The organism is Flavobacterium sp. (assembly GCF_030146175.1).
Taxonomy (GTDB): Bacteria; Bacteroidota; Bacteroidia; order Flavobacteriales; family Flavobacteriaceae; genus Flavobacterium.
Map to the genome: position 1 here is coordinate 14,230 of NZ_JASLCE010000097.1, position 13,000 is coordinate 27,229.

12 protein-coding genes are annotated in these 13,000 nt (G+C 38.4%); 10 read left to right on the plus strand and 2 right to left on the minus strand.

Features of this window, described 5'->3' with window-relative positions; genetic code table 11:
• Positions 1 to 41: 41 nt before the first annotated feature.
• Complete coding sequence (locus Q1R07_RS11080) at positions 42 to 671, minus strand: MarC family NAAT transporter (RefSeq protein WP_136403079.1); 630 nt, start codon at positions 669 to 671, stop codon at positions 42 to 44.
• Positions 672 to 817: 146 nt separating this feature from the next.
• On the opposite strand from Q1R07_RS11080, the gene Q1R07_RS11085 reads away from it, so the two are divergent.
• Positions 818 to 1,174 (plus strand): CoA-binding protein, encoded by a 357-nt coding sequence (locus tag Q1R07_RS11085; protein WP_300489973.1) that lies wholly within the window; start codon positions 818 to 820, stop codon positions 1,172 to 1,174.
• On the opposite strand, the gene Q1R07_RS11090 is transcribed toward Q1R07_RS11085, so the two are convergent.
• Positions 1,171 to 2,670, minus strand: coding sequence for a sodium:solute symporter (locus Q1R07_RS11090; protein WP_300489976.1), 1,500 nt, complete (start codon positions 2,668 to 2,670; stop codon positions 1,171 to 1,173). The two genes, Q1R07_RS11085 and Q1R07_RS11090, sit on opposite strands and share 4 nt — an antisense overlap.
• Positions 2,671 to 2,779: 109 nt before the next feature.
• On the opposite strand from Q1R07_RS11090, the gene recR reads away from it, so the two are divergent.
• The 9 genes from recR (at position 2,780) to Q1R07_RS11135 (ending at position 12,770) form a co-directional block, all read left to right on the plus strand.
• A complete protein-coding gene (recR, locus tag Q1R07_RS11095) occupies positions 2,780 to 3,400 on the plus strand; it encodes a recombination mediator RecR (RefSeq protein ID WP_300489978.1) in 621 nt (206 codons plus the stop codon).
• Between the two features lie 94 nt (positions 3,401 to 3,494).
• A complete protein-coding gene (locus tag Q1R07_RS11100) occupies positions 3,495 to 4,292 on the plus strand; it encodes a polysaccharide biosynthesis/export family protein (protein WP_300489980.1) in 798 nt (265 codons plus the stop codon).
• Between the two features lie 3 nt (positions 4,293 to 4,295).
• Complete coding sequence (locus Q1R07_RS11105; RefSeq protein ID WP_300489983.1) at positions 4,296 to 6,758, plus strand: tyrosine-protein kinase; 2,463 nt, start codon at positions 4,296 to 4,298, stop codon at positions 6,756 to 6,758.
• Entirely contained in the window at positions 6,758 to 7,630 is an 873-nt protein-coding gene (locus tag Q1R07_RS11110; protein WP_300489986.1) for an ABC transporter permease, read from the plus strand. The genes Q1R07_RS11105 and Q1R07_RS11110 overlap by 1 nt, the downstream gene beginning before the upstream one ends.
• Positions 7,631 to 7,755: 125 nt before the next feature.
• Positions 7,756 to 9,147 carry a UDP-glucose 6-dehydrogenase gene (locus Q1R07_RS11115; protein ID WP_300489989.1) on the plus strand — a complete coding sequence of 464 codons (1,392 nt, stop codon included), beginning with the start codon at positions 7,756 to 7,758 and terminating at the stop codon, positions 9,145 to 9,147.
• Positions 9,148 to 9,301: 154 nt separating this feature from the next.
• The gene (locus Q1R07_RS11120; RefSeq protein WP_300489992.1) at positions 9,302 to 9,811 is read left to right on the plus strand and encodes an ArsR family transcriptional regulator; all 510 of its coding nucleotides are present in this window, start codon (positions 9,302 to 9,304) and stop codon (positions 9,809 to 9,811) included.
• Between the two features lie 75 nt (positions 9,812 to 9,886).
• Positions 9,887 to 10,855, plus strand: coding sequence for an SDR family oxidoreductase (locus Q1R07_RS11125; RefSeq protein WP_300489995.1), 969 nt, complete (start codon positions 9,887 to 9,889; stop codon positions 10,853 to 10,855).
• A 16-nt stretch (positions 10,856 to 10,871) separates the two neighbouring features.
• On the plus strand, positions 10,872 to 12,149 hold the full coding sequence (locus Q1R07_RS11130; protein WP_300489997.1) for a nucleotide sugar dehydrogenase: 1,278 nt from the start codon (positions 10,872 to 10,874) through the stop codon (positions 12,147 to 12,149).
• A 30-nt stretch (positions 12,150 to 12,179) separates the two neighbouring features.
• Complete coding sequence (locus Q1R07_RS11135) at positions 12,180 to 12,770, plus strand: serine acetyltransferase (protein WP_300490000.1); 591 nt, start codon at positions 12,180 to 12,182, stop codon at positions 12,768 to 12,770.
• The last annotated feature ends 230 nt before the right edge of the window (positions 12,771 to 13,000 follow it).

Consider the following 13,000-nt stretch of genomic DNA (forward strand, 5'->3'; position numbering starts at 1 on the left):
TTTTAGAAAGAGATTTCAGTATTGAAATCTCTTTCTTCTTTTTAGGGCGATACGGTTTTTAAGATGTTCACCACCGCACTGCTGATATATTGTATTCCGATAGCGATAACGATAAAACCGATAATTCTCGAAATCGCTACAATTCCCGAAGCTCCAAGAATGCGGGAAAGGTAATGCGCACTTTTTAAAATGATAAAGATGGTAAGCGCTACCGCTAATATAGCCGAGCAGACAATCGCTTTTTCGGTTACCTCGGTAAAATCCTGATAAAACGCAATTAATAAGGAAATGGAACCCGGTCCGGCCAACATCGGGATTGCCAATGGTGTTAACGCAATATCACTTCGCTTCTGAGCATCGTGCGCCACTTTTTTATTAACACCTCTTGTTTTGTTGAATTTTCCGGAAAGCAATGCAAATCCCGAATTTACGATTACCAATCCTCCGGCAATACGTAACGCATCGATACTGATGCCAAAAAACTTCAATACATATTCGCCGATAAAAAACGAAATGACCAGAATAATAAAAACGTTGACAGCGGTCCATAATGAAATTCTCGATCGTTCAGCGCTGCTTTCGTGATGCGTCAGTCCAACGAAAATCGGGATAACGCCCAAAGGGTTCAAAACGGAAAAAAGGGCTGCGAAAATGTAAATAAATAGTTCCATAGTTTTTTTTGCAAAATAAAACGTTAATATTCCTTTCGGCTTTAGGGGAGTGTTATTTCAAAGTTATGATAAAACAATGTTATAATTGATTTGAAATGTAAGAAAATAAGCGATAAATACGTAATTTTATACTTAAATATACGAATATGAAGACATTGGTTATCGGAGCTTCGTCAAATCCGGAGCGTTATGCGAATATGGCATTGAAAAGTCTTTTAAAGCACCAACACGAAGTCGTGGCAGTCGGGCTTAAAAAAGAAGTGGTGGAAGGCGTGATTATCGAAACGGAAAAAATACCGTTTACCGGCGTGCATACGGTTACTTTATACCTGAATCCGGTACGCCAACAGGAGTATTATGACTATATCATTAGCCTGAAACCACAACGCGTGATCTTTAATCCCGGAACGGAAAATCCCGAATTGTACCGTCAGCTCGAAGCAAACGGCATCGGTTATGAAGTAGCCTGTACTTTGGTGTTGTTAACGACCAACCAGTTTTAAGCGATTTTTCTTTTCTGACTAATCGCCAGTAATAGTAAAAATGTAATGAGTCCGTTGATAATGATCAACTCGTTATCAAACACATAATCGCCAAAAAATACTTTCGAATGCTGACTTAAATAGAAGGTCAGTGCCGGTGCTAATACGCAGATAAAAGGAACTAATTTGTCGCGTACACCACGGCTTTTTACAAATAATCCGAAAGCATATAATCCCAATAACGGGCCATAGGTATACGATGCAATCTTAAAGATCATACTCACCACTGAAGCATCGTTGATCTCGTTAAAAATGATGATCACCAGAAACATCAACAAGGAAAAGGAAATATGAACCAGATGACGGGTTCTTACAATATTCGGTTTGTTGGCATTTTCGGCTTTGTCCATTCCTAAGAAATCAACACAAAAAGAAGTGGTTAGTGCGGTTAATGCCGAATCGGTTGTCGCAAAAGTAGCGGCTGTTAATCCTAACAGGAATACAATCGAAGGAATGAGTGTTAAATGATGGAACGCAATTTCCGGGAATAATAAATCCGTACGCGGTTTACCGGTTATCGCATCCAAAGGCACTTCGATTCCGTTTTTGCCGGCATACAAGTACAATAATGCACCTACACTTAGAAAGAATAAATTGATCACCACAAAAATGGCCGTAAAGGAAAACATATTCTTTTGAGCCTCTCCAATATTTTTACAGCTCAGGTTTTTTTGCATCAAATCCTGATCCAATCCAACCATCGCAATGGTTACAAAAATGCCGCCCAATACTTGTTTTACAAAATGGTACCGACTTCCGATAAAATCATCAAAGAAAAATATTTTGGAATAATTACTCTCTTTTATCGCCTCGAACGCTTGTACCGCATTATAATCAAGGCTGTCGCAGATAAAGTAAATCGTAAAAAACACCGACGATACCAGGAACAACGTTTGTAAGGTATCGGTAACAATAATCGTTTTTAAGCCGCCTTTATAGGTATAGGCAAAGATCAAACCGAGTGATATCAGTACGGTAAACGAAAAAGGCACATTATAGAAATCAAACACATAACGTTGTAAAACAATCACAACTAGATACAGTCGGAAAGCGGATCCGATGGTACGACTCAACAGGAAAATAGACGCGGCGGCTTTATAACTGTAGTAGCCCAACCGTTTTTCCATATACTCGTAAATCGATGTCAGGTTCATTCGGTAATATAACGGAAGTAATACGGTGGCAACAATGATAAAGCCAATGGCATTACCGAGTACAAACTGAAAATATTTGAATTCCTCTCCGTTAGGTGAACCTACCTCGCCCGGAACGGAAATAAACGTAACACCCGAAAGTGCCGTTCCGATCATCCCGAAAGCCACCAGATACCATTTGGAATTTTTATTAGCCTTAAAAAAGGCATCATTACTATGGTCTTTTTTGCTGATAACATTGGATATCAGGATTAAAAGTCCAAAGTAAATAACAATGATGGTCAATATGGTAAAAGGTGTCATTTTTGATATTTTAGGTGGAGCCAAAATACAAAAAAATGTTAATTTGAGATCACTTTTTCAACGGATTGACGTGAGATAAAATTCAATTAAAAAGAGTAATTTTGTCCCTATGGAATTCTCATCAAAATTATTGGAAAAGGCGGTCAACGAAATGTCGCAATTACCGGGAATCGGAAAGCGTACGGCGTTACGACTGGTGCTTCATTTGCTAAAACAACCGAAAGAGCAAACGCAGCTATTGGCAAGTGCTTTAACGCAACTCCGGGAAGACATTCGTTTTTGTTCCCGTTGCCATAATATTTCCGATGAAGAAATCTGTTATATCTGTTCCAATCCCGCACGGGAACAATCGGTGGTTTGTGTGGTCGAAGATATCCGTGACGTGATGGCACTCGAAAATACCGGATTATACAAAGGTTTGTACCATGTGTTGGGCGGAAAGATTTCCCCAATCGACGGAGTAGGGCCGAGTCAGTTAAATATTCCATCATTGGTGGAAAAAGTAAAATCCGGAGCCGTAAAGGAAATTATTTTTGCACTGAGTTCGACCATGGAAGGCGATACGACCAATTTCTATATTTACAGACAAATCAAAGACTGTGACGTAATCGTTTCGGCTATTGCGCGCGGAATTGCAATTGGCGACGAACTGGAATATGCCGATGAGGTAACGCTGGGACGTAGTATTTTGCATCGAATTCCTTTTGAAAATGCCATTAAAAATTCCTAAAACTTTAAAAAATTAACGTTTCTTTGTAAAGCTATAGTACCGTACGTAAAATAGCCTTTGATAAACTATATTTGTTGCTCAAAAAGTCATCAGAATGATAAAAACATTTTTAATGTTACTATTGGTCGGAATCTTTTCGGTTTCGTGTGTGTCCAATAAAGAATTATTGTATTTGCAGAACTATAGTAAAGATACGCTGGCTGTGGCGGTAAATCCCGTACTGTTTAAACCGTACCGTATACAGACCAACGATGTGGTGAGCATTAAAATAAAAGCACTGGATCAGAAACTGGTCGATATGTTTAACCCTGCCGCGGCGGCGGGAAGCAGTGCCAATGGTGAAACGGAACAAAGTCTGTATTTTAACGGATTTTCGGTAAACGATCACGGAAACATCCGTATTCCGGTTCTGGGCGAAATAAATGTACTTGGTTATACTCTTGACGAAGTACGGATTCGGATTGAAAAGCAATTGCTGGAAGAATACTTTAGAAAAGAAGCTAATATTTTTGTCGATGTTCGTTTGGCCGGTTTCCGTTATACAATTAACGGTGAAATAACGGTTCCGGGAACAAAAGTACTCTATCAGGATAAAGTTACGATTATGCAGGCGATCGCTAATTCCGGCGATATTACAATGACCGGAAATCGAAAAGAAGTTATGATCATTCGACAATATCCACACGGTACCGAAATGCATACCATCAACCTTACCGATGCCAAAGCCATGCAATCTCCGTATTATTACATACAGCCCAACGATTATATTTATGTCAAGCCGCTAAAACAAAAATCATGGGGAACGGGAACTACCGGAACGCAGACTGTGGCGACCATCATAACCGCGATGTCGCTGGTTACAACAACGTTTTTACTCTTTAAAAACCTATAGTATATGCTGAGTACTAAAGACTTTTCCTTATTTGAAAATCAAAATAATTTCGATTTTAAAGGCTTGCTTTTAAAAATTGTCAGCTATTGGAAATGGTTTTTAGCCTGTCTTATTGTTACTTTTTTTATCGCATATCAGATAAATATCCGAAAAGAGAAAATTTACGGAATGGATGCTTCTGTCGTGATAAAAGATGAAAACAATCCGTTCTTTACGTCCAATACCAGTTTGGTATTTAACTGGGGCGGAACTTCCGATAAGGTACAAACCGTGATCAATACCCTTAAATCGCGTACGCATAACGAATATGTTGTAGACAAGCTGGGTTTCTATATCGATTATCTGAAAAAAGGAAAATACAATTTTCAGGATGTATACGGTGAAACGCCTTTTTATATTCAGATTGATAAAAATAAAAATCAGCTTGCAGATATTCCGGTTCTGATTCGCTTTGTAAACGAAAAGGAATATGTTTTGTCGATTCCGTTTGATGAAAATACATCGGTAAAAACCTATAATTATCTACAGGGAACTACCGAAAACGTAAATGTATCGGCCGGAACGTTCGAAAAAAAGTTTGCCGTAGGCGAAGCGGTACACTTGCCTTTCCTGAATCTTAAAGTACTGATTAATGCCAATCCGGGCTTTTATAGCGGAAACGAATATTACATTCGCTTTAATAATTTTGACGGTACGGTTGCTGCTTATAAAGGACTGAATGTAGAAATCGATACCAAAGCGGGATCGATTGTGCGTCTTTCGTTACAGGGAACCAATAAAAAACGTTTGGTCGATTACCTGAATACGACGGTTAATGTGTTGCGGAAAAAACAACTGGACAGTAAAAATCAGTTTGCCAAAAATACCATCGCTTTTATCGATAGCACGCTGATTGCAATGGAAGAACATTTAAAAGATTCCGAAAAAGAACTGAAAAATTTCCGGAAAGATAAAAATGTATTTGAACTTCAGGGTGGCGGTGAAAAAATCACAGAACAATTATCAAATTTTGATATCGAAAAAGACGGGATTACACGTAAAATCAATTACTATAATTCCCTGAATAACTACCTGCAAAAAAGTACCGATTATTCGAAATTGCCTGCGCCTACCGTTGCGGGAATCGAAGATCCGAACATCGTAACCAATGTCGCAAAGCTGATTCAGCTTTCAAGAGAGCGTTCGGAAATGGCTTATTCGGTTAAAAGTCAGAAACTTTTTGACGAGTTCGATAACCAGATGAATGCTACCAAAAGAGTATTGCTGGAAAATATCAACTCGGCTAAAAACGCCATTACAATCGATCTTGGTATCATCAACAAAAGAATTGGTCAGGCCGAAAGTACCATCCGACAATTACCGGAAGAACAGCAGGAGCTGATGAAGATCACTCGAAAATACGATCTGAATGATAATATTTACAGTACATTTCTTCAGAAAAGAAGCGAAGCCGATATCGTAAAAGCATCCAATGTTTCGGATATTGAATTTATCGATACCGCCAAAGATATAGGCGGCGGATTGTTGGGGCCGAAAACAAGTGTAAACTATATTCTGGCCTTACTGCTGGGAATTTTGATTCCGTTGATTGTGGTGTTTACTATTACGTTACTGGACAATTCGATCCACGGAACGGAAGATATCGAACGTCTTACTGCGATTCCGATTATCGGGATTGTAGGGAAAAAACATACCGAATCGAATATGGCGGTTTATGAAAAACCAAAATCACCTTTGGCCGAATCGTTCCGATCCATACGATCGTCCCTTCAGTTTTTATATAAAAAGCAAAAACTCGACGGTACAAAAATTTTAATGCTCACGTCATCGGTTGGGGGCGAAGGAAAAACATTTTGTTCGATCAACATGGCTACTGTTTTTGCCTTAAGTGAAAAGCGAACGGTTATTGTGGGTCTGGATTTAAGAAAACCGAGAATTTTTGGTGACTTTAACATCGAAAACAATATTGGAGTGGTAAACTACCTGATCGGACAAAAGAGCATTCAGGAAATAGTACAACATACGCACGTACCTTTTCTGGATGTAATTACGGCAGGACCTATTCCGCCCAATCCGTCAGAACTATTGATTAGTCAGGCGATGACGTCCATGATCGAAGAATTAAAAGAATTGTACGATTATATCATTTTAGATACGTCTCCGGTTGGTTTGGTTTCGGACGCACTGGAACTAGCAGAATATTGTGATGCTACCTTATATGTAGTACGTCAGGGCGTAACCAAAAAAGGCATGCTGGCGATTGTCAATGAAAAACACAAAAGAGGCGAACTGCATAATATCAGTATCGTACTAAACGGTTTTGACAACAAAACACAATATGGTTATGGGTACGGTTACGGCTATGGATACGGCTACGGAACCTATGTTAATGGTTATATGGAAGAAGAAGTGACAGATAAAACCATCTGGGAAAAAATTAAATCGAAAATTTTTAAAAGAAAATAATGAGCACTGAAGCTGCCGATAAGGAAAAATGGTTGTATGAAATTACACCCAAAGCAAAATTGTTTACATTCGACTTCGGTGAGATATGGAAATACCGCGATTTATTACTGATGTTTGTCAAACGCGATATTGTAACCTACTACAAACAAACGATTCTGGGGCCGCTTTGGTTTTTAATTCAACCACTGATCACATCTGTAATTCAGTTTATCGTGTTTTTTAAAATTGCCAAACTACAATCGGATGGTATTCCGTATTTCCTGTTTGCACTGGCCGGAAACACCCTTTGGTTCTATTTCTCCGAATGTTTTAAAACCACTTCCGAAACGTTTAGAACCAATCAGAATATTTTTGGGAAAGTCTATTTTCCGAGAATCATTATGCCGCTGGCGTTAACAGTGTCCAACCTGGTTAAGTTTGGAATCCAGTTTTTGCTATTCCTCACCGTAATGGGCTATTATATGTGGCAGGGTTCACCAATAGAACCCCGATGGACCATTATACTTACCCCGTTTTTATTGCTGGTGATGGCTTTAATCTCACTGGGACTTGGAATGATCATATCTTCAATGACGACTAAATATCGGGATCTGACCTTTGTAGTGTCTTTCGGAGTTTCGTTGTATATGTATGTTACGCCGGTTATTTATCCGGTGTCGCAGGTGATTAAAGAACTACCGGAAGGGTATTCCTGGCTTGTCTATATTAACCCGCTGACAAGTATTTTTGAGTTTTTTAAATATTCTTTTCTGGGGAAAGGAACTTTTACAATGTTGGGACTTTTGTATTCTGTTGGAAGTACGATCGTTATTTTTCTGTTAGGCTTGGTTATTTTCAATCGTACGGAAAGAAGCTTTATCGATACAATATAAAATCTATAAGGTAGCTACAAAGCTCTGGTAATAACCTTATATTTGTAACCGGTTTTGAAGGTTGTAAAAAAACAGGATAAACCCGCAATTCGTTGCGATTTAAATAAAATAATCAGAACGCTTATATGAGTATAAAGAAAATATGCTGTATTGGTGCAGGATATGTTGGAGGTCCAACTATGGCTGTTATTGCACAGAAATGCCCGGATATACAGGTGACAGTTGTCGATTTGAACGAAAAACGTATTGCTGCCTGGAACGATGAGAATGTTGAAAATATCCCGATTTATGAACCCGGACTTAGCGATGTCGTAGCTTCCTGCCGTGGACGTAACCTTTTTTTCTCTACCGAAGTAGATAAAGCGATCGATGAAGCTGACATGATTTTTATCTCGGTAAATACGCCTACAAAAACGTATGGTATCGGAAAAGGAATGGCGGCCGATTTAATATATATTGAGCTCTGCGCGCGACAAATTGCAAGAGTCGCTAAAAACGATAAAATTGTAGTCGAAAAATCGACATTGCCGGTACGTACTGCCAGTGCCATTAAAGATATTCTGGACAACACCGGAAACGGAGTGCAGTTCCAGATTTTATCCAATCCGGAGTTCCTGGCCGAAGGTACAGCCGTTGAAGATTTACTAATGCCGGATCGCGTACTGATTGGTGGCGATACAACCGAAGAAGGACAAAAAGCGATTCAGAAACTGGTAGACATTTATGCCAACTGGGTTCCGAAAGAACGTATCCTTACAACCAATGTATGGTCTTCGGAATTGTCAAAATTAACAGCCAATGCTTTCCTGGCACAACGTGTATCGTCTATCAATGCTTTGTCGGAATTGTGTGAAAAAACAGGTGCCGATGTAAATGAGGTGGCCAAAGCAATTGGTATGGATAGTCGTATCGGATCAAAATTCTTAAAATCATCCGTTGGTTTTGGAGGATCTTGTTTCCAGAAAGATATTTTAAACCTGGTTTATATCGCAAAATCCTACGGACTAAATGAAGTAGCCGATTATTGGGAACAGGTAGTTATTATGAACGATCACCAGAAGCGTCGTTTTGGTAAAAACATTATCCAGACATTATACAATACGGTTTCCGGAAAGAAAATCGCTTTTATGGGATGGGCATTTAAAAAAGATACCAACGATACCCGGGAGTCAGCCGCTATTTATGTTGCGGATGACTTGTTGAGCGAGCGAGCGGAAATTGCAGTATATGATCCGAAAGTACAGGAAGATCAGATTTTTTATGATCTGGATTATCTTGATAGCCGTTCTGCCGATGAAAACAGAAGTGGATTAACGGTGACCCACGATCCGTATATAGCTGCCGAAAAAGCACATGCCATTGCAATATTAACCGAGTGGGACGAATTTAAAACCTACGACTGGCAACGTATTTATGACAATATGTTAAAACCGGCTTTTATCTTCGATGGTAGAAACCTGTTGGATAAAGAAGCTGTTCAAAAAATAGGATTTGTATACCAGGGTATCGGTTCATAAACATCAAAAACATACTATCAAAAAAGCCTTTCTTATCTACATGAGAAAGGCTTTTTTCTTTAAATAATAATGAATTTTGTGACTTTTTAAAATTTCTTGAAAAAAATATTTTTGTTTCAAAATAACGAGTACTTTTGTTGCTCACAATAGAAGAATGTTAGAATCTTTAATAACATCGAAAACCCGACTACGGCTATTGGTTAAGTTTTTTATCAATGCAGCCAATCATGGCCATTTGAGAGGCTTAGCCGAAGAATTCAGCGAATCAACCAATGCGATACGTAAAGAATTAAATAATCTTTCGGAAGCTGGTTATCTCGAAAAAGAAGCCGTACGCAATACGATTTCGTATCGGGCCAATACCAACCACCCTCTTTTTTCGCTATTACAAAGTGTGGTTAGAAGGACAATAGGTCTGGATACGATTGTAGCAACCATATTGGAGCGAATGGGCGAAGTGAAAAAAGTATACCTCATTGGCGATTATGCCGAAGGAAGAGATACCGGAACCATTGAAGTAGTTATTGTGGGGGAAGTACTGAATGAGGAATATGTTGAGCAATTGGCATTTAAGATAGAAGGAGAAATAAAGCGAAAAGTGAAATTTATATTTTCCAAAGATTATCGAGAAGAAGGGTTGTTGTTGTTTGGAAATGAATCGTGAATTTTGTTTTCAGGGCAGACAATTGCTGTTCGGGTAGATTACGTTAAGTAGAACTGAATTAAACGAATAAAAACAATGGATAGAATACTGATTACTGGCGGTGCTGGATTTATAGGCTCAAATTTGGTGGAGTACTTTTTGGGTAAAAACTACCATGTTACCTGTCTGGATAATTTTGCAACAGGTCATCGTCATAATATTGCGCCTTTTCTGGAGAATCCTAATTTTAATTTAATTGAAGGTGATATCAGAGATTTGGCGACCTGTCATAAAGCTGTAGAAAATGTAGATTTTGTCCTGCATCAGGCAGCATTAGGCTCGGTGCCGCGTTCTATTAATGACCCTGTTACCAGTAATGATGTAAATGTATCCGGATTTTTAAATATGTTGGTTGCTTCAAGAGATGCAGGTGTAAAGCGATTTGTTTATGCAGCGAGCTCTTCTACTTATGGTGATTCGGAAGCTTTACCAAAAGTGGAAGATAAGATCGGGAAACCTTTATCGCCCTATGCCATTACAAAATATGTAAACGAGCTTTATGCGGATATTTTTAGCAAGACGTATGGTATGGAAACGATAGGGTTACGCTATTTTAATGTGTTTGGAAGAAGACAGGATCCCAATGGGGCTTATGCGGCTGTGATTCCAAAATTTGTGATGCAGTTTATGCAGCATGAAAGCCCTGTTGTAAATGGTGACGGAGAATATTCCCGGGACTTTACCTATATCGATAATGTGATCCAGATGAATGAGCTGGCAATGACCACAAAATCACCGGAAGCGATTAATACGGTATACAACACGGCTTATGGTGACAGAACGACTTTAAAACAGTTGGTTGAGTATCTGAAAGAATTTTTATCGGAGTACGACCCGGAAATAGCCAATGTTGAGGTGGTATACGGACCGAACAGAGCAGGAGATATTCCGCATTCTCTGGCGAGTATTGAAAAAGCAAAAATAAAATTAGATTATAATCCGAAATTTTCAATCAGAGAAGGGCTTAAGGAAGCGATTTCTTGGTATTGGAGTAATTTAAAATAATAAAATATCAGTTATAATGGATAATAAAATTGCAGTTATAGGTTTAGGTTATGTAGGCTTGCCATTGGCAAGATTATTTGCAACAAAGTATGCAGTTGTTGGTTTTGATATTAATACGACACGAATCTCCGAATTAAATTCGGGGCAGGACAGTACGCTTGAAGTGGACAGTGAAACACTTAAAGGAGTATTAGTTGCCAAAAATCACAACTCAAAAGGGCTCTATTGTTCTTCGGATTTAGAAGATATTAAAGATTGTAATTACTATATTGTTACTGTGCCTACGCCTGTTGACAAACATAACAGACCGGATCTTACTCCTTTGTATAAAGCCAGTGAAACGGTGGGAAAAGTACTGAAAAAAGGAGATATTGTTATTTATGAGTCTACCGTATATCCTGGAGTAACGGAAGAAGAATGTGTACCGGTACTGGAAAAAGTATCCGGACTGAAGTTTAATGTGGATTTCTTTGCAGGCTATTCGCCGGAGCGTATTAACCCGGGAGATAAAGAGCATACAGTAGAGAAAATCTTAAAGATAACCTCCGGATCTACTTTGGAAATCGGACAAAAGGTAGATGAACTTTATAAAAACGTAATTGTTGCCGGAACGCATCTTGCACCAACTATAAAAGTAGCCGAGGCCGCTAAAGTAATCGAAAATTCACAGCGCGACATCAATATTGCTTTTGTAAACGAACTGGCAAAGATTTTTAATATTCTGGAAATCGATACACAGGCAGTTTTGACAGCAGCCGGAACAAAATGGAACTTTTTACCGTTCCGACCAGGATTGGTGGGCGGACATTGTATCGGTGTCGATCCGTATTATTTAGCACAAAAAGCACAGGAAAAAGGCTACCACCCGGAAATTATCCTTGCCGGTCGCCGTTTAAACGACAGTATGGGCGAATATGTAGCCTCACAGGTTGTAAAACTGATGATTAAAAAAGGAATACAGGTAAACGGAGCCAAACTGTTAATGATGGGTATTACTTTCAAGGAAAACTGTCCTGATGTGCGTAATACTAAGATTGTTGATGTTATAGCGGCTTTAGCTGATTATGGTATTGAAGTTAATATATACGATCCTTGGGCGAATCCGGCTGAGGTGAAGCACGAATATGGATTGGTTACCAGTAATGAATTACCATCGCAGCAATTTGATGCCGTCGTTTTAGGAGTAGCACATAAGGAATTTTTAAATGCTGATCTGAGCACTTTGCTAAAGGAAAACAGCCTGTTGTATGATGTGAAAGGAGTTTTGGAAGGTGAAGTGGATGGGAAGTTATAATTTTGTTATACCTAATAGTTAAACAAATACATGATTACGACAAAAAGAGAATATAAGTACTATCTAGATCAAGATAGGTTGGCTTCAAGCATCAAAGGGAAGGGATTTTTGTATCAAATCAAAGAGTTTTTATTTCCCAATTATATTTGGAAGTTTATACGACTTATGCGCAAATATGAATATCTTAAAAATACTAATCAAGGACTTTTTGGAAAGATTCAACTCATTTTTGTCAGGATCGCTTATAGAAGAATATCTCTTAAGTTAGGTTTTTCTATTCCGGTAAATGTATTTGGACCGGGCTTGTCAATTCCGCATTATGGAACTATAGTTGTCAATCCGGCGGCGAAGGTTGGAAAAAATTGTCGTTTACATGTAGGGGTCAATATTGGAGCAAGTGCAGGAAGTTCAAAAGCGCCTGAAATTGGTGACAATGTGTATATAGGACCAGGGGTAATCATGTATGGAGATATAACCATAGTAAACAATATAACCATAGGAGCTAATTCAACAGTAAATAAGAGCTTTACCGAAGAAGGGGTTGTTATAGCAGGTTCCCCGGCTAAAATTGTTAAAACGCAGTTTCCTGTATGGTGGGAAAATAACCGATTGTCTTTATAAAAGGGAATAACAATGGTTTTATTAATGAAGTTATAAGGAGTGAGCTTCATTATAATTTAAAAAAAAAAAGAAATTAATAAAGCATATTGCGTAATAACGAATATCAAGCACTATTTTGCAAATAAAAGCGATGTTTTATCTTTTATTTCTATGGATTATAAGTAGTGTTGTTGATGGAGAATTGTAATTAAAATTTATTAAATGTCAAATCGTATTAATGTTAAAACAAG

Coding starts and splice junctions, on each gene's coding strand:
- Q1R07_RS11130 (WP_300489997.1), top strand. CDS start 10,872: ATGGATAATAAAATTGCAGTTATAGGTTTAGGTTATGTAGGCTTGCCA.
- Q1R07_RS11080 (WP_136403079.1), bottom strand. CDS start 671: ATGGAACTATTTATTTACATTTTCGCAGCCCTTTTTTCCGTTTTGAAC.
- Q1R07_RS11085 (WP_300489973.1), top strand. CDS start 818: ATGAAGACATTGGTTATCGGAGCTTCGTCAAATCCGGAGCGTTATGCG.
- Q1R07_RS11110 (WP_300489986.1), top strand. CDS start 6,758: ATGAGCACTGAAGCTGCCGATAAGGAAAAATGGTTGTATGAAATTACA.
- Q1R07_RS11115 (WP_300489989.1), top strand. CDS start 7,756: ATGAGTATAAAGAAAATATGCTGTATTGGTGCAGGATATGTTGGAGGT.
- recR (WP_300489978.1), top strand. CDS start 2,780: ATGGAATTCTCATCAAAATTATTGGAAAAGGCGGTCAACGAAATGTCG.
- Q1R07_RS11125 (WP_300489995.1), top strand. CDS start 9,887: ATGGATAGAATACTGATTACTGGCGGTGCTGGATTTATAGGCTCAAAT.
- Q1R07_RS11105 (WP_300489983.1), top strand. CDS start 4,296: ATGCTGAGTACTAAAGACTTTTCCTTATTTGAAAATCAAAATAATTTC.
- Q1R07_RS11090 (WP_300489976.1), bottom strand. CDS start 2,670: ATGACACCTTTTACCATATTGACCATCATTGTTATTTACTTTGGACTT.
- Q1R07_RS11135 (WP_300490000.1), top strand. CDS start 12,180: ATGATTACGACAAAAAGAGAATATAAGTACTATCTAGATCAAGATAGG.
- Q1R07_RS11100 (WP_300489980.1), top strand. CDS start 3,495: ATGATAAAAACATTTTTAATGTTACTATTGGTCGGAATCTTTTCGGTT.
- Q1R07_RS11120 (WP_300489992.1), top strand. CDS start 9,302: ATGTTAGAATCTTTAATAACATCGAAAACCCGACTACGGCTATTGGTT.